This window comes from Burkholderia sp. HI2714 (genome assembly GCF_002223085.1).
GTDB classification, from domain to species: domain Bacteria; phylum Pseudomonadota; class Gammaproteobacteria; order Burkholderiales; family Burkholderiaceae; genus Burkholderia; species Burkholderia lata_D.
Map to the genome: position 1 here is coordinate 16,101 of NZ_NKFM01000071.1, position 21,282 is coordinate 37,382.

The 21,282-nt window shown below is 64.9% G+C and carries 19 protein-coding genes; 1 reads left to right on the top strand and 18 read right to left on the bottom strand.

The features are described from left to right. Positions 1-14: 14 nt before the first annotated feature. From CFB82_RS39165 to CFB82_RS39250, 18 genes are all read right to left on the bottom strand, one after another. Positions 15-3,164: an error-prone DNA polymerase gene (locus tag CFB82_RS39165; RefSeq protein ID WP_089487618.1), complete on the bottom strand. Its 3,150-nt coding sequence runs from the start codon at positions 3,162-3,164 to the stop codon at positions 15-17. Positions 3,165-3,170: 6 nt separating this feature from the next. Continuing rightward, positions 3,171-4,649 carry a Y-family DNA polymerase gene (locus CFB82_RS39170; RefSeq protein WP_176016864.1) on the bottom strand — a complete coding sequence of 493 codons (1,479 nt, stop codon included), beginning with the start codon at positions 4,647-4,649 and terminating at the stop codon, positions 3,171-3,173. Next, positions 4,570-5,286, bottom strand: coding sequence for a translesion DNA synthesis-associated protein ImuA (gene imuA / locus CFB82_RS39175; RefSeq protein ID WP_089487619.1), 717 nt, complete (start codon positions 5,284-5,286; stop codon positions 4,570-4,572). Before imuA ends, CFB82_RS39170 begins: the two co-directional genes overlap by 80 nt. A gap of 74 nt (positions 5,287-5,360) precedes the next feature. Then, on the bottom strand, positions 5,361-6,272 hold the full coding sequence (locus tag CFB82_RS39180; RefSeq protein WP_089487620.1) for an SOS response-associated peptidase family protein: 912 nt from the start codon (positions 6,270-6,272) through the stop codon (positions 5,361-5,363). Between the two features lie 674 nt (positions 6,273-6,946). Then, on the bottom strand, positions 6,947-7,840 hold the full coding sequence (locus tag CFB82_RS39185; protein ID WP_027811104.1) for a hypothetical protein: 894 nt from the start codon (positions 7,838-7,840) through the stop codon (positions 6,947-6,949). A gap of 8 nt (positions 7,841-7,848) precedes the next feature. Next, positions 7,849-7,986: a hypothetical protein gene (locus CFB82_RS43575; RefSeq protein ID WP_153260042.1), complete on the bottom strand. Its 138-nt coding sequence runs from the start codon at positions 7,984-7,986 to the stop codon at positions 7,849-7,851. Between the two features lie 262 nt (positions 7,987-8,248). Further along, positions 8,249-9,691 carry a DUF1173 domain-containing protein gene (locus CFB82_RS39190; protein WP_089487621.1) on the bottom strand — a complete coding sequence of 481 codons (1,443 nt, stop codon included), beginning with the start codon at positions 9,689-9,691 and terminating at the stop codon, positions 8,249-8,251. 15 nt (positions 9,692-9,706) lie between these two features. Then, a complete protein-coding gene (locus tag CFB82_RS39195; RefSeq protein ID WP_034192229.1) occupies positions 9,707-9,919 on the bottom strand; it encodes a hypothetical protein in 213 nt (70 codons plus the stop codon). A gap of 29 nt (positions 9,920-9,948) precedes the next feature. Further along, complete coding sequence (locus CFB82_RS39200) at positions 9,949-10,617, bottom strand: hypothetical protein (RefSeq protein WP_089487622.1); 669 nt, start codon at positions 10,615-10,617, stop codon at positions 9,949-9,951. 14 nt (positions 10,618-10,631) lie between these two features. Next, entirely contained in the window at positions 10,632-14,801 is a 4,170-nt protein-coding gene (locus tag CFB82_RS39205; RefSeq protein ID WP_089487623.1) for a YadA-like family protein, read from the bottom strand. Positions 14,802-15,181: 380 nt separating this feature from the next. After that, the gene (locus tag CFB82_RS39215) at positions 15,182-15,664 is read right to left on the bottom strand and encodes a protein-disulfide reductase DsbD N-terminal domain-containing protein (protein WP_034175799.1); all 483 of its coding nucleotides are present in this window, start codon (positions 15,662-15,664) and stop codon (positions 15,182-15,184) included. Continuing rightward, positions 15,661-16,134, bottom strand: a complete 474-nt coding sequence (locus CFB82_RS39220) for a hypothetical protein (protein WP_125380539.1) — start codon at positions 16,132-16,134, stop codon at positions 15,661-15,663. Before CFB82_RS39220 ends, CFB82_RS39215 begins: the two co-directional genes overlap by 4 nt. Before the next feature lie 50 nt (positions 16,135-16,184). After that, positions 16,185-16,694, bottom strand: a complete 510-nt coding sequence (locus CFB82_RS39225; RefSeq protein ID WP_089487625.1) for a hypothetical protein — start codon at positions 16,692-16,694, stop codon at positions 16,185-16,187. A 126-nt stretch (positions 16,695-16,820) separates the two neighbouring features. Continuing rightward, positions 16,821-17,219 carry an outer membrane protein assembly factor BamE domain-containing protein gene (gene bamE, locus CFB82_RS39230; protein ID WP_027811096.1) on the bottom strand — a complete coding sequence of 133 codons (399 nt, stop codon included), beginning with the start codon at positions 17,217-17,219 and terminating at the stop codon, positions 16,821-16,823. Between the two features lie 54 nt (positions 17,220-17,273). Further along, entirely contained in the window at positions 17,274-17,543 is a 270-nt protein-coding gene (locus CFB82_RS39235; protein ID WP_224755996.1) for a hypothetical protein, read from the bottom strand. Positions 17,544-17,699: 156 nt separating this feature from the next. Next, complete coding sequence (locus CFB82_RS39240; RefSeq protein ID WP_089487627.1) at positions 17,700-19,679, bottom strand: zeta toxin family protein; 1,980 nt, start codon at positions 19,677-19,679, stop codon at positions 17,700-17,702. Positions 19,680-19,693: 14 nt separating this feature from the next. Continuing rightward, entirely contained in the window at positions 19,694-19,954 is a 261-nt protein-coding gene (locus CFB82_RS39245) for a hypothetical protein (RefSeq protein ID WP_027811093.1), read from the bottom strand. 33 nt (positions 19,955-19,987) lie between these two features. Next, the gene (locus CFB82_RS39250; RefSeq protein WP_089487628.1) at positions 19,988-20,614 is read right to left on the bottom strand and encodes a phospholipase D family nuclease; all 627 of its coding nucleotides are present in this window, start codon (positions 20,612-20,614) and stop codon (positions 19,988-19,990) included. A gap of 263 nt (positions 20,615-20,877) precedes the next feature. On the opposite strand from CFB82_RS39250, the gene CFB82_RS39255 reads away from it, so the two are divergent. Continuing rightward, a complete protein-coding gene (locus tag CFB82_RS39255; protein ID WP_027811091.1) occupies positions 20,878-21,270 on the top strand; it encodes a hypothetical protein in 393 nt (130 codons plus the stop codon). The last annotated feature ends 12 nt before the right edge of the window (positions 21,271-21,282 follow it).

Genomic DNA, 21,282 nt, shown 5'->3' on the forward strand with positions numbered 1-21,282 from the left:
TTGGTGATGATCGCTTAACAGAATTCCCGCGCCGTCGTCGGTAGCGCGCCGAGCAACTCGGTCCTGTCGATGAGTTTGCTCGCGATCAGGTGCCGCACCTTGCCTTCGGCCTGCCACACGCCGTACACGGCGAGCAGCGCGGCGCCGAGCGCCTCCTTTCGAAACTTCTCCAGCAGGCCCGGCCAGAGGATCACGTTGACCTGGCCCGTCTCGTCCTCGAGCGTCATGAACAGCACGCCGTTCGCCGTGCCCGGCCGCTGTCGCACCGTGACCAGTCCGCACGCGCGTGCGAGCTGCCCGCTGCGCAGCGTTGCGAGCTGCTCGGCCGACTGCAAGCGATCAAGCGCGAGGCGATCGCGCAGCAGCGCCAGCGGATGCCGGCCGAGCGTGAAGCCCATCGCGCGATAGTCCGTTACGATCTCGTGGCCCTCCGATGCTTGCGGCAGCGCCGGCACCGCGTCGTCGCGTTCGGTGCCGCGCAGCAGGTCGCGATCAGGCACGGCAGCGGCCGCGAGCCAAAGCGCCGCGCGTCGGGTGCCGCCGGCGAGTGAGCGAAGAGCGTTCGCGCGCGCGAGCACCTGCAGGTCGTGCCGATCGAGCCGGGCACGGCGCGCGAGGTCCGCGACGTCGACGAACGGGCGCGCTGCGCGTGCGAGCTCGATGCGGCCGGCGACGTCCTCGCGCATGCCGCGCAATAGCGAGAAGCCGAGACGCACGGGCGCCGAGGTCGTCGGCCCTTCGATCGCCGAATCCCATGTGCTGACGTTGACGTCGACGGGCAGCACCTCAACGCCGCTGCGCCGCGCGTCCTGCAGCAGCTGCGACGGCGTGTAAAAGCCCATCGGCTGGCTGTTGAGCAGCGCAGCCAGGAACACGGCCGGTTCGTGTCGACGCAGCCATGCGCTCGAGTAGACGAGCAGCGCGAAGCTGGCCGCGTGGCTCTCCGGGAAGCCGTATTCGCCGAACCCCTTGATCTGCGCGAAGATCGACTCGGCAAACTCGCGATCGTAGCCGCGCTCGAGCATGCCGCTCACGAGCCGTTCGTGGTACGGCTCGAGCCCACCCTTGCGCTTCCATGCGGCCATCGCGCGGCGCAGCTGGTCGGCCTCGCCGGCAGAGAAGCCGGCCGCCAGCATCGCGACCTGCATCACCTGCTCCTGGAAGATCGGCACGCCGAGCGTACGCGCCAGCGCCTTCTCCATGCCTTCCGACGGAAACGTGACCGGCTCCAGCCCTTGGCGCCGACGGAGAAACGGATGCACCATGCCGCCTTGCACCGGGCCCGGCCGCACGATCGCGACTTCGATCACCAGGTCGTAGAAGCACTGCGGCCGCAGTCGCGGCAACATCGACATCTGCGCCCGCGATTCCACCTGGAACACGCCCATGCTGTCGCCGTCGCACAACATGTCGTAGGTCGCCTTATCCTCGGCCGGGATGTCCTGCAGTTCGAACGTCTCGCCGCGCTTCTCCGAGATCATGTCGAGCGCGCGGCGCACCATCGACAGCATGCCGAGCGCGAGCACGTCGATTTTCAGGATGCCAAGCGCCTCGATGTCGTCCTTGTCCCACTGGATGATCGAGCGATCCTCCATTGCTGCGTTCTCGATCGGCACAAGGCGCGTGAGCTTGCCGCGGCTGATCACGAAGCCGCCCGAGTGCTGCGACAGGTGCCGCGGGTACCCGAGCAGCTGCGCGGCAAATCCAGCCCACTGCTGGTTCAGCGGCGCTCCGGGATCGAGGCCTGCCTCCGCAAACCGCTGCAGCAGATCGGCGCGCGAGTCGAACCAATGGTGCTGCTTCGCCACGCGATCGACGATCGCTGGATCCACGCCGAGCGCTTTGCCGGCTTCCCGCAACGCGCTGCGCGGTCGGTACGTGGTGACGGCGGCCGTCAGCGCTGCGCGATCGCGGCCGTACTTGCGGTAGATGTACTGCATGACGATTTCCCGCTTTTGATGCTCGAAGTCGACATCAACATCGGGTGGCTCATTCCGTTCCTTGGAAATGAATCGCTCGAAGAGCATCGATTGCCGCGACGGATCTACTTCGGTCACGCCGAGGCAGTAGCAGACTGCCGAGTTCGCAGCCGAGCCGCGCCCCTGGCACAAGATGCCTTGCTCGCGCGCGAACTGCACGATGTCGTAGACGGTCAGGAAATACGCCTCGTACTTCAGGTCGGCGATCAGCTGCAGCTCGTGCTCGATCTGCGTCTGGACGTCGATCGGGATGCCGGCGGGAAAGCGCCGGCGCGCGCCGATGTAGGTCTGCTCGCGCAGGTACGTCGCCGGGTCGGTGCCGGCCGGTACCAGTTCATCCGGATACTCGTACTTCAGATCGTCGAGCGAGAACGTGCAGCGCCGCGCGACGCGTACGGTTTCCTCGAGCGCGCCGGCGGGATAGAGGTTGGCGAGCCGCAGACGCGATCGCAGGTGACGTTCCGCGTTCGGCGCGAGCTCGTATCCGCACTCCGATACCGGTCGGCCGACCCGGATCCCCGTCAACACGTCCTGCAGCGGCTTGCGCGATCGCACGTGCATGAGCGGCCAGCTGGTGGCCACCACCGGCACGCCGTGGCGCGCGGCGACGCGCTCGACCACGCCGCGGTGGATGTCGTCCATCGCGCGTGCGTGCAGCGTCAGCGCGACCCATGCGCGATCGCCGAACACGCGTGCGAACCATTCGACCTGCGCGTCGAGGCGCTGCTCGTTGGCCGGGAAGTCTGGCGACAGGATCGCGATGCAGTCGGGCAGGCTGCGGAGGTGGGTGTACGGCGCTTCTGGGTGCTCGAGATCGAGCGGCGCCAGCCGGTACGTGCCTTTCTTGCCGCGCATGCGACCGAGCGAAATGAATTCGCAAAGGTTGCCGTAACCGTCGCGGTTCATCGCGAGCGCGGTGAAGGCGAGCGCGGGGGCACCGTCGGCGCCTGTCAGCCGGAAGTGCGAGCCGATGATCAGCGGCATGTTCGCCGCCTTCGCTTCGACGTGCGCGCGCACGACGCCGGCGAGCGAGCATTCGTCGGTGATCGCGATCGCGCTGTAGCCGAGCTGCGCCGCGCGCGCGACGTATTCCTCGGCGCGCGACGCGCCGTGTAAAAACGAAAAATCGGAGGCGACCTGAAGTTCCGCATAGGCGGGCAGGGCGCCGAAGCTGCCGGCGTCCATGATGGATCAGCCGAACAGGCCGTGCAGGAAGAAGCGCGCTTCGCTCTCGTCGCTGGCCGTCGGCCGCTCCTTGTAGATCCAGTAGCAGACGCCGTTGTCGTCCTCGGCGACGAAGTAGTCGCGCGTCACGGTCTGCCCGTCTTGCCAGCCGCCTTCGATGCGCTCGCCGGGCGATACCATGCGCAGCGGCGTGCCGTAGAACGGCCGATGCTGGCGCGTGAGCAGCGGCACAGGCTTGGCAAGCAGCCAGGCCGGGCGCGGCAGATCCGCGGGCAGCGGCGCCGGCTTCGGCGCGTCGCGCATCGGCACCCATCGGGCGGCCGGCTCCGGACGGTAGTCGGCCATGGGAGCCGGGACGAGCACGTTCTCGGCGCCGAGCCGCGCAGTCAGCAGTTCGAGCAGCCGCGCGTGATCCTGCGGTGTGCCGCCGGGGTCCGGGAACAGCGAGTCGCTCGGCGCGGCCGCTTCCTGCACGCTACGGGCGACCAGGCGAACCGCGATCACGGGCCCGGCGAGCTCGACGTGGCCGAGTCGTTCCTTGACGAGCCGCGTGAGGTGTTCCTCGAAGCGGGTAGGGGCGCCCAACGCGATTTCGATTTCGGTCGGCGCGATCGCGTCCCGGCCGCGCTCGTGCTCGAGCAGCAGCGCAAACGCGGCGACGTCCAGCTGCTTCGCGGTGAGCCACCCAGTCAGCTGCAGGATCAGCCGGCGCGCGACGAATAGCAGCGCCTCGGCGTGCTCGACGCGATCCATCAGTTCGACGCGCGTATCGAATGACGGCGGCATTTCGAGCCAGTCGTAGGCGGCCGGCGCGGTGCCGGCGACCTGGTCAAGCCAGTCGAGCAACTGCGTGCCGCAGCGCTTTTTCAGCCCGGCGCGCGGCAGGCGCTGCAGATCGGCCAGCGTTTCGCAGCCGAGATCCTCGAACCAGTTCGCGTAGCGTCGGGCGTCCGGCGCTACGACGAGCGGCACGCGCGCGAGCGCGCGGCGCAGCGATCGCGCGGACAGCGCGAGGCCGCCGCGCAGGCCCCGGGCAACCATCCACGCGGCCGGGCCCGACGATGCGACCGATATCGCCGCGGTGACGCCGAACGACGCGACGACGTCGCGCACGCGCTGGCGCAGCGCGCGGACGCCGTGAAAGAGGCGCAGGCTCGCGGTCACGTCGAGCACCACGACGGCTTCCTCGGCGTCGACAACGCTCGGCGTGAATTGCAGGAGCGCATAAGCAACCCCGAGCACGAACTCGCGCTCGCGCGCGGCGTCGCGCTCGCGGATCTGCGCGTCCGGCGCGAGCGACAGGACGCCACCTCGGCGCATGCCGGCGACCACGCCGAGCGCACGTGCGGCGCGATCGAGCGCCACGACGCGGCCGCCCTCGAGCACGACGAGCCCGCGCGCATCGTCAGACGACGGCGCCGGCGATCGCGGCCGGAACACTTCGAGGTTGAGGTGCGGCAGATGCACGCCGATCCAGACTTGCATGACGGTTCAACAAAATCGGCGAGGGGGACACGGGAACGAACAGGGGCGTATCGCGTGCCGGTCCGCGGCGCTTCACGAACGTGACGTCGACGCCGTCACGCTTGGGCGCCAGCGCGAGCCGCAAGGGTGCCGGCGACGCGTCGCGCGCGGCGGCCGCCGGCCGGAAGAGGTAGAACAGCGCTTGGCCGCTCTGCGCGGCTAGGTTGAGCCGTCGCAATGCGTCCGCACGGACATGCGGTTGCCAGAGCAACACAGCCGCGCACGTGCCGGCGCGCAGCGCCTGTTCGGCGGCCCACAGCGCATCGGCCGTGCGCGGTGCCGGCAGCATCACGAAGCCGGACGGATCGATACCCCAATACGCGAGCGCCAGCGGTTGCAGCGCATGCGGCGGTTGGATCAGCATGACCGGCTTGCCGGCCGCGCGTGCGAGCACCGGCGCCAGCAGCCGAAGCTCGCCGATTCCAGGCTGCGGCGCGAGCAACTCGATCAGCGCGCCGGCTGGCCATCCGCCGCCGGGCAGTTCGGCCGTCAGTTCCGGATGGCCCGTGTCAACGCCACGCGTGCTGGAGCGAGCCAGTTGGCTGGCTCGCCAGAGGGCCGGGTGTATAGCCTCGGGATGGGCAAGGGCGGGGTGCATGGGGTCAGTTACGCAAAATACCTGTATGTTTATACAGTATATGCCAGAGATAACCGCCCCTCCAACCCCCGCGTTTACGCTGCGAGCTGGTGCTCGTAGTACGGCCGCTCGCGGTCGGCCAGGATCTCGCGCAGCTGCGCGCGCTGGCTTGGATCCGGTGCGAGCCAGGCGTCGACGTTCGAGGATTTAATGGGGACAATACATCTGTCGTGTCCAGCAGCCGCCACTTCCGGTGGTGGGTCGTCGGTGATCGCCGCGAAGGACCACAAATCGTCGGCGCCAGGGATCTCGGTGCGGGTCCACAGGCAGGCGACCTGCATGTGCTGCGCGGGCGTCGGGTCGAAGCGAAGCACGACATTCTGGCCGTCGCGCTTCACGTTTTCGAAAAAAGCGTCGACGAGCACGAGCCCATGCGTGAAGCCGAAAACCTTGCGCCAGGCCGTGGCGAGCGAATCCGAGCGCGCGTTATAGGTTGCCGGCTTCTGTTTTTCGTCCGCTTCAGTCCAGCCCGGTATCCGGCATCGATACCGCATCGGCACGACCAGGCGCTTGCCGTCGAGTTCGATCAGCACGGGCGCATACCAGCCGGGGAAGATCCGCGAATCACGCTCCTGCAGGTCCTGCCGGCGAAGCTCGTTGAGCCCGCGCGTCGCCGCCTCGATCTTGTTCGTGGCGATCCGGACGTCCTCGCTGGCCTTCTTCGTGATTTTCACGGCGAGCTCTTTCTCGGCCGCGGCGAGGCGCGCTCGTTGCTCGAACAGATCGGTCTCCAGGTCCCGTGTTCGTTGGCTACGAAACGCTGCGATCGCGGCCGAGATTTCGTCATCGACACCAGCGAATGCTGCGTCGACCGCTTTCGGGATCTTGATGTCGGCGCCGGATGCGCGCGCGAAAAAGATGCGCCGGAACGTCTCGATGTCCATGTCGGCGCCGTAACGTCGGACGTACTCTCGATAGTTCGCCTGGATCTTGGCCGAGTAGCACATCGTCGTCTCCCATAACCATTGCTCTTCCAACAGAGTATCGCGCTCAGGCACGGGCTGAACAGAATTGTGCGGATTCCACGAGGGTTGAGGGCGGCCCCGTTCTTGTAGACATTTGGGGCGTGGAGTGGCAGGGGAAAATTTCGGCGGGGGCGATCCGCTTGACCGTTAGTTGCGCAATCAGATTGTCCCCCTCTCTGAAAGCTAAGCTGCCGGGGATAGTCGACGGTGCTTGCGGGCAGCCGGGCGCGCACGCGCGCGCGCTGATTTCGGGGTGCGGCTCTGACGCGCCCCGAAATCTTTTGTCGCGCCGTTAGCGGTGCGGCGGCCAGCGGCCGCCGTAGCGCTTACGGCCTGCCGGTGGAAAGCGCATGCAGCCCGTGGGGGTTTCCTGCCAAGCGGGCGGAGCCCGCGTGACACCGCGGCATTGCCGCGGGTGGATATGGGGTATAGGTAGAGATGGGTTCTGACTAAGCCCCGACACTTAACGGCGAGCCGTCCCGACAGTTAAATGCACTTATCCACAGTTGCGAACGGCCAGGCGGCGACACGGCGTCAGAATCCAGACCGAAAACCAGCGAATGAGACACCAAATACCGGCAGAAGACGGCACGACGGCGGATCCGCGCAAGCGCCATCCTCGCGGTAGCGATAGATAGGAGGAAACCGTTTGGACGCTAGGCGGGTGGGGCGAGCTGGTTATGCGCGACCCGGAAACACCGGTCGCGGTCCCAGTCCGGGTAGATATCTTTGAGTTCGCCGGCGCGGATCATGATCGCGCGCTCGAGATCGGCACGACGATCGTCGTCGGAGCGCGTGCTCCGAGCGACGGCCTTGGCCTGAGCAGCGGCCAGTTTGTCGGTGAGCAGCGTGCGCAGCTGGCCGGCACTGGCATGGGCCTTCCGCTCGGACTTGCGCGCGGCATTACGCCGGCGCTGCGCACGCAGGTGGGCGCGAGTGCGCTCATGGCGCAGCCACTTGCCCAGGCCGAATTGTTCGAACAGTGCAGGCGTCACGTAGCGAATGGCGGCAAGCCCACGATAGCGCGGCCCTTCGTCGCCGACCGCCACCTCGCACTGCGGCCGGCTTTTCACCAGCCGTGCGGTGACCAGGTCGCGCAGCGCGCGCTCGGCACGGCGCACCGAGAGACCCGCCTGCTCGGCCAGGTAGGGCAGGGTGAAATCCACCCAGCCGCTCTGCGCCGGCACTGCAATACGCAACGTCGAGACATCACAAAATTTGACGAGCGCTCGCACCAGTTGCACGCACGCTATACGGCGCTCGCTGCGCTGCTGGCGGCGGCTTCCATTGGCAGCGTTCAGGGCCGGCAACCAGGCCTGCGGCGTTTCGAGATATCGGCCGAGGCGCAACTTCAACTCGCGCAGCAGCCGGGGGCTGTTCGCCGGCGCCGGACACGGAATATCCGCCGGCCAAACGCGCTCGGGCAGCGACGCGCGTCGACGGGGGGCGTGCGTAGGCGCGGCCATCCAGTCGTCGCTGGCGGCCGGACAGGTCGGATTCATCGGGGCGTGCGCCAGATTCGGCGACGTACCGGGAATCAGCCGAGTCATGAGCTGGTTCAGTCCGTACCCGATACCCTCGAATTTTGGATATCGGGGTCGCCGCCAGCCGCTACCACGGGGCGGAGCGGCAGCGCCGTTGCATCTGTTTTCAATGCCTCACCGACAATACGGCCAATGTTGTTCTGGATCATCATCTGATGTGCTGATTCGTTAAGTTGCTGTCACATAGATGACGCTTGACAGGGCACGCTTCTGTTCTAGAATCCGAACTTTCTGGTTTGACGCCTGCGACGCCGAAGGTCCCTGTCGTACGTCATATTGGTCGCGCCCCGAGTGCAATCGGGGCGTTTTTTTTGACTGGCCTATCCAGTCCTCCGTATTCGTTAGTGCTACACAACATTCCAAAAGAATCGCTTTCAGTCCAGCGGAACTAGGCGATTCCATGACCAGTTGCACTCACAACCAATTCGCCGGTCGATCCTCATCGGTATAGGGCGGTTGATCATCGAACCTCGGGGGCGGCTCATCGACGACCGGTGGTTCGGCGAACAGCGGAGTCGAATCCGGTTCCGTTTCGGACGCCTTAACCACCGTGCGCGTTCTGTTTTCGAGCTCGCGCGCAATCGCGGAGCCCGGTACCGCTAGGGCATTCGTGGCCGCTGCCGATGCGAGCGGCCGCGGTTGCCGTTGGGCCTTCCGCGCCGCGTCGAAGGCGGTCAGGGGAAGCGGGGGCATCACTTCGGTCCCCGGCCGCCAGATCCATGGATCCAGTTCCGACTCCGCGATAAGCGTGTCTAGCTCGGACTGGTAGCCGGACGACACGTCGGCCGGCACAACATAGAGCGCCGTACCGCGCTCGGCGTCAGTCAATAACGCCGTGGCGATTGGATGCTTAGCGGTCTGGTTGTAGCGCAGGCACTTCTGGTAACGACGGGTGGCCAACGCCTTCAGAAGCGCGTTATCGGCGAGCGATTCGAACGGGATCCACGATTCGTTGGTCAGCATCATCGACACCTCCTGGACGGTGGCGATACCGGCCGCTGACAGGCTCGCGGTGGCGATGACCATGAGGTGGGTGCCTTCCGTTGCCGCCCAGATCTCGAGCTCGGACGCGAAGACCTTCTCGACCCGCTTCTTGGTCTTCTCGTCGACCATCAGGCCATAGTCGGGTAGATGCTTGATGACCAGCTTGAAGCCAAAGCGAGCGGTCGCGATTTCCTTGAGCTCACCGATCACCAGCACGAAGTGCGGCTTCCCGGATTCGGAAACAGAAATCCGGGCGAGATGCTCGGTGCGTCGCTGGGCAATGCGGTCCTTCTGGTCGCCGACGAACATCTCAGGGACGTACAGCATGTCCTCGAGGCTCATCTTCTTCGCATTCTTGCCCGCGACGGCCAACAGCAGATATTTGCGGACCACAGACCAGTTCCGCTTGCCGGCCATGGCCGGCGACCAGCGATTCAGGCCGGCCTGTTCCCAGAGGTAGTGCAGCAAACCCCGCAAGGTCAGCTTCTTGCCATCCGTCTTGATGCTGTCAGGCTCGTCGCCAGAGGGCTCCGGCATCTCCCGCGAGGCACCTTTCGCCAACGCGAAACCGAACTTGAGGGTGACCTCTCCGGATTCCGGATCCTCGACGATGGCCGACCCCTCTACATCGCCGTAACCGCTCAGGCCGGGCGGGGTTTCGTACGAGTCGCAGCCGAGCTTGTGCTTCGCGCCGGTACCGGGCATACGCTTGACCTGATACCGCCCCTCGAAACGTGCGATGTACATCGGAATCGGTGGGGTCGAGCACAGGCAGAGCGGACGTGTCTTTGCCTCGTGCGCAGCTGGCAGTTTCGCGAGGAAACTATTGCTTCCCGCCTCGTATTCCAACCCGTCTAATTCAAAGTTCTGCATGCCAGATCTCCTGGTTTAAACGGCGGCTGAGCGCTTGGCCGAGCCCCTCAAGGGCGCTTTGGCAGAGCGGGGATCGGCCTCTCGGACATCTAGGCCGCGCGCGCGGGCCTCAATCAGCAACTGGACGAGTTCCACGGCCTCGTCGGCCGTCATGTCGCCAGCGATCGCGGCCGACACGATGCTGTGTGCTGTCACGGGTTTGCCACTTCGAAACACCTGATCGGGCATGGGAAGCTCCGGTATGGGGATGGGGTGGCTCAATCGCTGTCAGGCGGGACGTCGCCGAATACGGTGCCGAGCGCAATCGCACCGAGCAGTTCACGGGCGTAGGTGACCGACGGTATGGCGTCTCCGAAATAGGCATCGACGCCATACGGATTCGTACACCACAGACCTTCGCCGCTGACGAAGTCGAAACAGTGCCCGTCGACGTCGACCGATTTGCCCGCGGCCAGCGCCTGCACGAAGGCGTCGGGCGTTGGGAGATCCAGCGCCGGCCAATCGCCGGCTTCGATTGCCGCCTTCGTGTTGGCACGTCGCTCGTCGGCCGCCTTCTCTCGCGCCAGCTCGTTCTCGGCTTCAGCCAAGGCCTCCGCCAGTTCAGCCTCGGCGTTGGCCTGGTCGACCTGCGCCCAGTCGACGGCACTTTCGAATGCGTCTCGCAACACGGGCACGTCGGCGAGCAACGGCGAACAACCGAGATCGTCGGCACCGACCAGGACAAGATCTCGGCCGAGATCGCTCGCCCCATAGCGTGCCCGTTTCAGGAGTGCGTTCCGCGCTTCGGATCCCTCATCGGTCGTGCAGATCGCCATCGCGTAGTCGACGCGAGCCTGCAGCGCGCGCTCGAAAGCAATCGGCACCTCAGGATTGCGCAGGCCGATGCCTCTCACCACGTCCGGTCCAGCAGGAAGTTTCGAATTCATGGTGATCTCCTTGGTTACCAGACGAATCCCGCACCTACACCGGCGGCCACGGTGCCGCGCGTATCGGTCGAGCCGTTCGCCTTCAGAATCCAGTGGCCGGCATACGTTGAAATGCCGAGCGCCATGGCGGACTGCCCGCCGTACGTCCCGCCCCCGATGGCCACCATGCTCTTTCCCGGCGCCGGCGCCTGGGGCAGACTGGCGATCGCGACAGCCGCGGCGATGCCGCCATTGGCGTCACGTCGGTCGTGTTCGATGCGGTTGCTCAGGTTCGTCACCGTGTCGTTCAGCTGCTGGACGTTGACGGCATCGGTCGGGGCCGTTCCGGCCGAGACATTGGCCAGTGTTCGCGTCGTACTTGTCGCCGAGTTGCCGATCGACACCGAATCGTCGCGGTCGGCCACTGAGCCGGCGCCCAGCGCCACGGCATTGGCGCCAGTTGTGCTCGCACCGCTGCCGACCGCGATCGAGCCGCTGCCTTGGGCAACGGCACCCACGCCGAGTGCAACACTGCGATCGCCGGTGGCCACCGCATTGCTGCCGATAGCCGTCGCATCCGTGCCGGTTGCAACTGAACCGGCGCCGGTGCTGTTGAACGCGGCATATTTAAGGCTGCCCTGGCCGGGCTCGGGGAGGCTCTGGCTGAACCTCGACGGAAGGATCGCGCCAAGTCGGACAGAAAGTGCATCAATCGCGCTGGTATTGGCGGCGACGTTCGCATTCGTGGCAAAGAGCTGAGCCCCGTTGACCGCATCCGCGCTGGTTCCTGATAACGCGCCGGGCGCCAGGTTATGGATGGTGACGGCCGTCCCGGCTCCGAGCCCTCCAAGCGTCACGCTGAGCTTCGTGGGATCGTCGTAAGACAGCGCGTTACCGGCGATCGTATTGACCGTACCGATAACCTGGTTCAACTGGCCGACATTGACGGCGTCGGTGACATTCACACCCGCTGCCACACCAGAGACGCGGCGCGCGCCAGCCAGGCCGCCGACGTCGATGTTGGTGCCGCCTGTGCCGGCACCGATCGTAATCGCGCCGGCACTCGAGCCGCCGCGTTGTTGCACGAGTCCGACGGTACCCGTAGCGAGCTGGCCAGCCAGGGCGGAGACGCTCTGGTTCGTCGCATAGAGTTGACGTCCCGAGACCGCGTCGGTGCTGTTCGCCGTCAAGGCCCCATCAGCGACGTTGGTTAGGGCGACGGGCGCACCTGCCGTGCCGAATGTGACCCGCGTATGCGAGGCGTCGTCGTAGGCGACCGCGCTCGCGCCGAGCGCCCTGGCCTGAGACGCCACGCCCTGCAGCTGCTGGAGGTTAACCGCATCGGTGGCGTCAGTGCCGGCGGCTACGCCCTTGACCTGGCGCGCGCCGGCGGTGCCGGCGATGTCAAACGCCGTACCGCCGGTGCTGGCGCCGATCGTGATCGTGCCCGTGCTGGAACCGCTGGCTTGCTGCACCAGGCCAATCGTACCGGCCGCCAGTCCCGATTGCAGCGCGGCCAGCGTCGCCCCGCCGTTGGCGACGCCGGTGGACAACGACGACACGGCGAGGCCAGTCGACGTCGACAGCATTGCGATCGAGACCGCGTTGGCGCTGATCGCCTGGTTGGCGGTGTAAAGCTGCCGACCAGACACGGCGTCCGTGCTGGTGGCCGTCAGTGCCGCGTCTGCGACGTTGGTGAGCACGACGGGCGATCCGACGCCGGGGTCGCCGAGCGTGACGCGCGAATGCGTCGAGTCATCATAGGAGACTGCGCCGTCGCCGACGGCGCCCACAGCCGCCGTTACGCCCTGCAGTTGCTGCAGGTTGACCGCGTCGGTGGCGTTTGTGCCGGCGGCTACGCCCTTGATCTGGCGCGCGCCCGCAGTTCCGCCGACGTCGAGCGCGATGCCTCCGGTGCCGGCGCCGACCGTAATCGTGCCGGTGCTTGCGCCGCCGGACTGCTGCACCAGCCCGACAGTCCCGACCGCAAGACTGGACGCGAGGGCTGATACGCCGGCGTTGGCCGAGGACAAGCCGGTCGACAGCGACGCCAGGCCATGGGAGACGCCGGTCGAGAGAGTAGAAAGCGCCGTGGTCGTGCTGGTCGACAGGCTCGCGATCGAGACGACGTTGCTGGCGATGCCCGTGGAAAGCGAGGACGCTGCCGCCAGCGTTGACGTGGACAGGGCAGCGATCGCGCCGACGTTTGCGTTCGTCGCCTGCTGGGCAGCATAGAGCTGCCGACCCGTGACAGCGTCGGTGCTGCTCGCGTTCAACGAGGCGTCCGCGAGGTTGGTCAGGGTCACAGGCGACCCTGATGCACCGAGCGTGACGCGGGTATGCGACGCGTCGTCATAGCTAACTGCGCTCGCGCCGATTGCGCCCGTCTGGCCTGCCACGCTCTGCAGCTGCTGCAGGTTGACCGCATCGGTGCCGTCGATGCCCGCGGCAACGCCCTTGACCTGACGCGGTCCAGATGTGCCGGCCACGTCGAGGGCCGTACCGCCGGTGTTGGCCCCGACCATGATCGGGCCACTGCCGGTCCCGCCGGTCTGTTGGACCAACCCGACGGTTCCGGCCACCAGGCTCGACGTGAGAGACGACACACTTTCGTTGGTCGCGGACAAGCCAGTCGACAGGAGCGAGAAAGTAGCAGCCGTGCTGGATGAAAAGCTTCCGAACAAGGCCGCACTATTAACCGCGCCCGTCGAAAGCGACGACGTGACCGCCTGCGTTGAAGTAGACAGTGCGGCGATCGCACCACTGTTGGCATTCGTCGCCTGCTGCGCGGCATAGAGTTGCCGGCCGTTGACCGCGTCCGTGCTGCCGGCGTTCACGGAGCCGTTCGCGAGGTTGGTCAAAGTGACTGGCACACCCACCGCACCAAAGGTGATGCGCGCGTGGGACACATCGTCGTAGACGACCGCGCTCGAGCCGATTGCGCCTGCCTGAGCCGCCACGCTCTGCAGCTGCTGCAGGTCGACCGCATCGGTAGCGTCTGTGCCTGCGGCCACACCCTTGACCTGCCGCGCGCCCGCGTTGCCGGCGACGTTGAGCACCGTACCACCGGTACTGGCGCCGATTGTGATCGCGCCCGTGCCGGCACCGCCTGTTTGCTGAACCAGACCAACGGTCCCTGCAGCCAAAGCAGACTGCATTGCCGAGAGTGTCGCGCCGTCGCCAGCCAGGCCAGTCGAAAGAGACGAGATCGATCGGCTTGTCGTAGTCGACAACGTCGCAATCGCGCTGGCCGTGCCCGTCGACAGACTTCCGATCGTTTGTGCGGTCGACGTCGAGAGCGACACGAACCCGGCAGCGGTGTTCGTGGACAAGCTCGTGACCGTCGTGCCGATAACGGACAGTCCGGTTGAGAGCGATCCAAAGCCCGATGCCGAGCTGCTCGACAGGCTCGTGACGTTGGCCGTGTTGCTCGAGAGCCCCGTCGATAGCGACGACAAAGATTGTGAGGCGGTGGTTGACAGCGTAGCGAGTCCGGAAGAGACGGCGGCAACTCCCGTGGCATTGTTGGCGGTCGCAGTCGACAGCGACGTCACGGACTGACTCGTCGACGTTGAGAGACTCCCAACTGCCTGTCCCATGTGATAGAGCTCGGATCCGTTGACGGCGTCGAGACTTGTTGCACTAACGGCGCCGGCGGCAACATTAGTCAGTTGCCTCGGACTTTGCGGCGCACCGAAACTCACCACCCCGTTGGACGTTGATCCCGCCACCGAGTAGTTCTCACCAGCAATACCGAAGCTACTAAGCGGATGCGCGGCGCCGGTCGTGGATCCCGATCCGATTGCGACATCCTGCGAATTGTTCGCGACGGCGCCGGTTCCGATCGCGACGGAACCATTGCCCGCGGCAGTGGCGGCGGAACCCATTGCCGTTGCATTCGTACCGGCCGCCGTCGTATTGCCGACCGCTACCGCATTCGTCTGCGCGGTGCTGGACGTCCCGAGCACGATCGAATCGGCTCCGGCCGCCGTCGACGCGTAACCAAAGCTCAACGAGCGCGGCCCGGCAGAGGTAACCGCCGTGCCGATCGCAACGGAATAATCGCCAGAGGCAACGGCACCATTCCCATCTGAAAGCGCACCGTCTCCGGACGTCTGAGCATGCACTGGACCAGCCATCGATGCGATCGCCGCGGCGATCGCGATCGATAAACCGCTTGGTGTAGGGCGTTTCGAAAATTTCATTACAATCCCCGCTTAACAACGAGTGCCCGGTCTACGGGACGTTTACGCCTGCGCTCGCGCAGGACCTGGAGCCCTCTGTTCCTGTCCTCCGCCAAGATTCCGGGAACAGAGGGGGTTTCTTTCGGCAACATCGCCATCGATCTGACGGCGCTGCCTTTGGTGAATCTCAAGCACGGCACCCTCGAAGGCGTCGCGCAGCATCGGGATATCGGCAGTCAGGGGCGGGAATTCCCCATCGTGGATGCCGACGCATGCGCGAGCGGGTGCTATCGCGTGGTGCCGAGCGGCATGGAGGTGGCTGAACCACTTTGGCGAACCGGGGTCTGTCGTACAGACCGCATAGGCGTACTGGGCACGCGAGAAGGGAGAACGGACGGCCGTCATCGCGACGCCTCCGACTGCGACAGCAGTGCAGCAGCAATCACCGGAAAGGTCCGCTGCATCGGCGGATAGCAGATCTGGTTGATTGCACAGCCTTGATAGGTCACCGTGAGGCCGAACATCTCGCGAGCATTGACCGGCACACGCAACGTCACTTCTCGCTCGAACACCTCAACCGGACGCCCAGCACTCGGATCAGCGACGACCTTGCCGGCGCGGTGCTGAATTGAACCGAGGTGCGCGCGGCCGTCATCACTCGCGACCCGGAAGCGGTCGCCGTAAAGTCGGTAACCGTCAGCGATCGCAAAATGGAGGACGACAGCGCCACGTTCTTCGGTCATGCGAACGCGGAACGCTTGCTCGGGCGACAGAAACTCCTGCGCGTGTGCCTGGCGAGCGAGGACACCGCCAACGATCCACGCAAGCAACGCCAGCGACACGGCCACGACTAAACGGTGCAGAACGCGAGTTCGAGCGGTCATCGCGCACCTCGCTGCTTCCACGCCGATTCAGTGCGGGCGAGAATATATAAGACCGGCAGCGCCAGTAGGCTCCAGAAGTACAACGTTGCGCCGGCAACCATTCCGTCGAAACACAAGTCGAAAGCCGATTCCGCCAACCCGGCCGCCGACGAATCGAAGTTCCCGACGATCACGATCATCAACAGCATGCAAATGAAATAGACACACATGCCGAAACGGTGCAAACCGCGTTGCGCACGACGTAGTGCGCTCCACGTTCCACGTCGAGTGCACGTCGAACGTACAGCCGCCAAGAACAGTAGCGCCGTAACAAACGCGGCGATGAACACGGGCTCCGTGCTATTCCAGAATCCGAGCGCATCAAGGTAAGCAATAGGCGCAATCAGTAACCAGGTAACGAGCGCCAACACGCCGAGCATGATTCGCACATGTCGACGATGAACGGGGGGGTGAAGGGGACGCGTATGCATACGGCTTTCTCCTTTACATGCCGCGTATTTGTCCAATTCCATCGTGGTGTTCAGTTCGCAGACCCACTGACCAGATAGCGCAGGGCGTCCTGACCGCCTGCCGCCGCGGCTCGACGCATGAGTTGCATGCCGATTTCCTGATCCGAATCGGTCGCCGCCGTGGTGTGGCCGAAACCCGCGTGCTTTTGCAGGTGCATGCGACCAACCAGGTACATCGCTGTCGGTTCGCCAGCGTCTGACTCGGCCTGGAGCAAGCCCGGATAGTCGCGATTGAAATGAACGGCAAGCCATGTACCGGCGGAACGACTTCCGGCTTTCAGGGCGGCCTCCATCGCAGGTCGCATGTCGAAGTGCTCGCGCGAGCGAGCCCAGGACTGCAAGGGCCCGTTTGTGCAAGTGATGGAAAACAGGCAAGCCGCCGCCGCAAGCGCGACCGCCGCGCCCTTCAGCGTGCGTTGGGCAGAGGGATCCGTGTTGGTCAGGATCAACGTGCCTTTTGGCCAGGCGATCGAGGCTGCAGCTCGCCGGCGCTCGATGGAAGATGCGCGATATCGATTCATTGCGGGTGCCTCTACAGAAACGCGAGATCGGGGAAAAAGACCAGCCGGCAAGCCGGCTGGCGTCAAAGGGAAGGCGCAAGGTAAGGAACAGCACCTTCCCGCCACTAAATTGCGATCAGGCAGGCGCTACTGGCCGATGCCTCCCTTGGCCACGTCGGTGGTCTCGGCAAACGTGTATTTCTTGACGACCCCGCTGTCGTCGAACAGCACTGTCAACGTCTTCTTCCGCACGTCAGCGCCATGTGCAAACGCACCGACGATCGGGACGAAGTTGATAGCGTGCGGCGTGGCGTGCGCCAGCTCGTATGTCCAGATCTCGAGACCCGAATCGGTGAATGTGGTCTTGTTCGGTGAACCGAAAGCATCCTGAACGTCCTGCTTCGTGCTCTTGCCCTGCTGGATTTGGGCCTGAACGCTTGATTGCGTCGCGGATTCGAGGTGCTCGTTGCCAGTGGTGGCGCAACCGGCAAGTAACGCAGTGGCCGACAACGCGACGATCAGGAGCGTGTTCTTCGTGAATTTCATGGTCTTCCCCTTGGTGTGATCAACAGTCAAAAATGGCGGTGATTCGTTGCTGGCCTAATACAGGCGGCCGGATCGCGCCGCTTCACATACAGTGCGATACCAGTCGTCCATGTGGCGCCTGACCTGCAGCTCGACGTAGCTGATGTACGGTCGCCACCACGCGTAGAAAAGCGAAGCGACGAGGCCGGCGAACACGTACATCGGCAGCGAAGCGCGCGGCTCGACGACGATCGGGTAGTCGAGGTGGAATCCGTTGGAGATCAGCCGCCACCAGAGCAACAACGCCGGTGCCCATGCCAACCAGCACAGTGCGAGCCACTGCACGACGTAACGCGTCGCCCAATCGGCTTCGATACGCAGCAGTCTCGGACTGGTCCACAGCCGACGGCGAATGTGTCGACGTTCGGCCAGATAGAGCCGCGTAAAATGCGGAACGGGACGCACACGTCGGGGGGCGATTGAAAATAGACATGGCGGCCCCTATCGCTCGATAGAAAGCTGGTGGTCGTGTGATCGGTCTGCGCGTTCCGCTTCGTGATCGCGCTCCCTGACCTGGTGCAGCGCGCTGTCCGGCGAATACTGAATCGCGATCTGCTCGCCGACCTCGACATCGCGGGACAGACGATCGCGCGGATAGACGATGCCAACGGTCTGACCGATCTTGACCAGCGAGTGGTGCGTCGAGTTGGCGAGCACCTCACCGCGGTAGTGGCGCTCCAGCTGCTGCGCATCGCGCAGAATCAGGTTGTGGTAATCGCCGGCCAGGCCGATCGCCCGGCGCGAAACATCGTCCGGCACGTCACCCTCGGGTAGCTGGCCCCGATGGATCTGTTCGGACAGGTTGGCGCGTTCGATTTCGCTGTGGGGAACCGTGCTGATCGAGGTCCGCGTTTCGAGGTGGTGGTAGGCCGCGTCGAGCTCGGGGAAGAGGGCGAGCGCCTGGTCACGGCCCAGCGTGTCGAACGCGCGGCCGCGCTCCGCGTCGCGCGCGTGGTCAACGGTACGCCGGCGCGGCGCGCGCGCCGTATCGACTTCGACCTCCGTCTTTGGCTGATCCGGTTGGCGTGCAGACGGCAGAATGGCCCGTTCGCGTACCGGCTCTATGCCACCCGGATCGACGACGACCACACGACCGTCCACGATGCCCAGATTGTCGACGCCCTGATCGCTCCAGTGGTATCCGCGCTGACGAAGCGCGTCGGCCGTGCGCGCGACGTCGGCCGATGTCACGCCTCGCATATCGGCGCGGGGCATGATTTCGTATCGCAGATTGCCTTCGGTGCCGCTCGCCACCGGCTGCAAGACCTCGGGAATTTTTGGCCGAACGGCAAGATCGCCGGTTCCGAGCCGCACCACATGCTTGTCGTCGGCCGCCAGCACGACCGACGACGCGCCGGCGTCCAGCGGTGTCAGGTGAGTCATCCCGTGCGAGCGAAGCCTGGCCTCGAGGGCGGGCAGATGGCGCGACGCAGCGATTTCCTCGGCGACCGGATCGGGGAAGTGGCCACCGACGTTCGGCACGTCACGCGTCATCGACCGGAGGACGTCGCGCAAGCCGCGCTCCGGTGCCGGCCGCGCATCCGCATACGCTCCGTTGACCCGTGCTTGCGCATCCCTCTCCGGGACGCGTAGCGCCTGCTCACGACGCAGCGAGATGTCGGCAATCTCCGGCGCCGGCGCGCCTCGGCCTGTACGAGCGTCACGAATGTCATCGAGCATTTGAACGTGATGGGCTATCTCGTCGCGGGTCATCGGACGCTCGCGCTCATGCACGATCGACGCCGCGGCCGCTTGCGGCTCGCGCCATTCACCCTGATGCAGTTCGTTGCGGTATATCTCACGGTGATGCCGATCGACGATCAGGATTCGATCCACTGCCTTCTCACGCTCGAGCAATGCGACCGTTTCCACCATGCCGGCATACGCCTGGTCGTGCTGCTCGCGATTGACCACCCGTCCCACGCCCGTCGTCGCGATTTCGCGCTCGGTACGCATCTGCGCACGCGTAAGCGACACGTCCGCTGGCATGGCCACGCCCCGAACCTCCAGCGTGTAACCGCGGTCCTTGAGCCGCCGCGCCAGATTGCGCAGGCTATCGGGGTTACGCATCGTGCCGTCGACCACAAGATCACGGCGCACGTCGGATGCGGCCGTGGTTAGCCGGCCCGCCCACCGGCCAGCATCGGCATGCGTCAGGTCGGCTGCATGTTGCGGATCCTCGCGAAGAAGCCGGCTGTACTGCGGCAGGTTCTCCCTCATGCGATCGGCGTCGATCAAAACGGCACCACCGCGCTCGTTGAGTTCGCCCATCGCCTGACGCGCAATGGCCGTCTTGCCGGCACCGGGTTGGCCACCGATGAGGATCGCCTTCGGCTCGGCTTGCTCGCGGCTGCCGTCAATCGCCTCGCGCTCCACTCGCGCATACGCGCGCTGCATCACGACATCCGGAATAGTGTCCATGATGGGCTCCGGAATCAGGCGTGACCGATGTTCAAGCGACGGACACGCAGGCCGTAGATGTCCAGCGCACGAGCGATCGCAGCCGCATCATCCGGATGCAGCGCATCGCGAGCGGCAACCAGAGTCTTGCGTTCCGCGTCGGCTATAGCGATGCACTCCGCATCCGGCTCGCTGCGCGACTCCTCTTCAGCGATGACGGCGACATAGTGGGCGATCAGCTGCCCGATCGTCTGGCAGGCGACTTCGAAATCGACATGAGGCATCGTGTTCTCCATTAAAAAGTTCGGCTTACGCGCGTGATTGCCGGGTCAAACACCTGGGTAAGGCTTCGATTCATTCCATAGGCGCGCCCACGCGGCGCGCACGGCTGCGGCGACCGTGGCGTGATGCCAGATGACGAGGACGTTTTCAGCGTTGTGATTGGCACCGGCCTGCGTGTAGTTCATCGAGCCTGTCTGGGTCGTATCGCTATCAGCGACGATGAACTTGTCGTGCATGAGCGGTACGGCCATGTCGATGCGAACCGGTATTCCGGCCGCGACGAGATCCGCGAGCTTCGAGCTGCGGCCGTCAAGCTGGGAGCGGTCGAGGACGACACGGACCTGGACACCAGCGCGGGCGCGCTCGATCAGATGGGTAACGATGCGACGATTGGTGAGCTCGTAAGCGGCGACGTCGAGCTCCGACTGCGCGCTGTCGATCACGCTCAGCACGAGCGCCTCGGCCTGGCCGTCGGGTGAAGTCGCGAATTGGACGGAGGCGTGGTCGCCAGAGCCTGCGCTTTCAGAATGTGAGGCGTTGTCGGCTGGGTGCTTCAGAGAGCTCGCAAAATGCCCAACGGACGACGACAAATTGCCGAGATCCGGCGTCGGCCCGTCATGCAGCACGTAGTAGCCGGCACCGGCCGTGATCGCGAGGAAGAGGAGAAACTTCATGCCGACCTCCCGACGTGGGAGGCGTGGCCATCCGCTGAATAGGAGCGGGCGCAGGCGTCGTAGCTGTGCACCGAGGCGCAAGCAGCAAGAAGCAGGGCAGAAAACGTGAGCGCGACCAGACGCACTCGACTCACCGTCGAGATCGCGCTAATTAAAGACGCAAATGAATTGACACCACGACGAATTACGTCATCAAGGATTAACTTGCCAGTACGAGAAATCAGGCGTAACGTCGATACTAATTGCGTACGGGGGCGCTCATCATGGACTATGTGCTTGCGAATTTCATGGCGATAATGGCAGCAGCGATTTTCTCGGTTTTCACATCGTTTATCGCCTCGCGCAGTGGCCGATTGATTTACCGGAAAATCATGTGGGGCTATCTGACCACGCTCCTGGTTGCGGCCATCGTGATTACGGTAATGCAGCTGCCCTTTACCATTTTGGCTTTTGGCGCTCTCTTTTCCTGCATCTTCGGCGTGTTCGCCCAATTGGGCGTTGCAGTCAAGCTTGGCCATCTCATCATGACCGGCGCGCACTATGATGACGGCTGGAACACCGCTCGTTCGAGCAACAATGCAAGCAGCGACCTCTCGAACGATTGGTTTTGGAGAGACCAAAGAAATCAGATGAGTCATAGCGATTGGCGTCATTGATTGGGGAATTAC

Excerpts from the sequence above, each read along its gene's own strand:
- CFB82_RS39245 (WP_027811093.1), bottom strand. The coding sequence starts at position 19,954 with ATGGAGAACACGATGCCTCATGTCGATTTCGAAGTCGCCTGCCAGACG.
- CFB82_RS39220 (WP_125380539.1), bottom strand. The coding sequence starts at position 16,134 with ATGCATACGCGTCCCCTTCACCCCCCCGTTCATCGTCGACATGTGCGA.
- CFB82_RS39170 (WP_176016864.1), bottom strand. The coding sequence starts at position 4,649 with ATGCAAGTCTGGATCGGCGTGCATCTGCCGCACCTCAACCTCGAAGTG.
- CFB82_RS39250 (WP_089487628.1), bottom strand. The coding sequence starts at position 20,614 with ATGAAGTTTCTCCTCTTCCTCGCGATCACGGCCGGTGCCGGCTACTAC.
- CFB82_RS39205 (WP_089487623.1), bottom strand. The coding sequence starts at position 14,801 with ATGAAATTTTCGAAACGCCCTACACCAAGCGGTTTATCGATCGCGATC.
- CFB82_RS39225 (WP_089487625.1), bottom strand. The coding sequence starts at position 16,694 with ATGAATCGATATCGCGCATCTTCCATCGAGCGCCGGCGAGCTGCAGCC.
- imuA (WP_089487619.1), bottom strand. The coding sequence starts at position 5,286 with ATGCACCCCGCCCTTGCCCATCCCGAGGCTATACACCCGGCCCTCTGG.
- CFB82_RS39195 (WP_034192229.1), bottom strand. The coding sequence starts at position 9,919 with ATGCCCGATCAGGTGTTTCGAAGTGGCAAACCCGTGACAGCACACAGC.
- CFB82_RS39255 (WP_027811091.1), top strand. The coding sequence starts at position 20,878 with ATGGACTATGTGCTTGCGAATTTCATGGCGATAATGGCAGCAGCGATT.
- CFB82_RS39180 (WP_089487620.1), bottom strand. The coding sequence starts at position 6,272 with ATGTGCTACTCGGCCAAGATCCAGGCGAACTATCGAGAGTACGTCCGA.
- CFB82_RS39215 (WP_034175799.1), bottom strand. The coding sequence starts at position 15,664 with ATGACCGCTCGAACTCGCGTTCTGCACCGTTTAGTCGTGGCCGTGTCG.
- CFB82_RS39190 (WP_089487621.1), bottom strand. The coding sequence starts at position 9,691 with ATGCAGAACTTTGAATTAGACGGGTTGGAATACGAGGCGGGAAGCAAT.
- bamE (WP_027811096.1), bottom strand. The coding sequence starts at position 17,219 with ATGAAATTCACGAAGAACACGCTCCTGATCGTCGCGTTGTCGGCCACT.
- CFB82_RS39185 (WP_027811104.1), bottom strand. The coding sequence starts at position 7,840 with ATGACTCGGCTGATTCCCGGTACGTCGCCGAATCTGGCGCACGCCCCG.
- CFB82_RS39240 (WP_089487627.1), bottom strand. The coding sequence starts at position 19,679 with ATGGACACTATTCCGGATGTCGTGATGCAGCGCGCGTATGCGCGAGTG.
- CFB82_RS39165 (WP_089487618.1), bottom strand. The coding sequence starts at position 3,164 with ATGGACGCCGGCAGCTTCGGCGCCCTGCCCGCCTATGCGGAACTTCAG.
- CFB82_RS43575 (WP_153260042.1), bottom strand. The coding sequence starts at position 7,986 with ATGATGATCCAGAACAACATTGGCCGTATTGTCGGTGAGGCATTGAAA.
- CFB82_RS39200 (WP_089487622.1), bottom strand. The coding sequence starts at position 10,617 with ATGAATTCGAAACTTCCTGCTGGACCGGACGTGGTGAGAGGCATCGGC.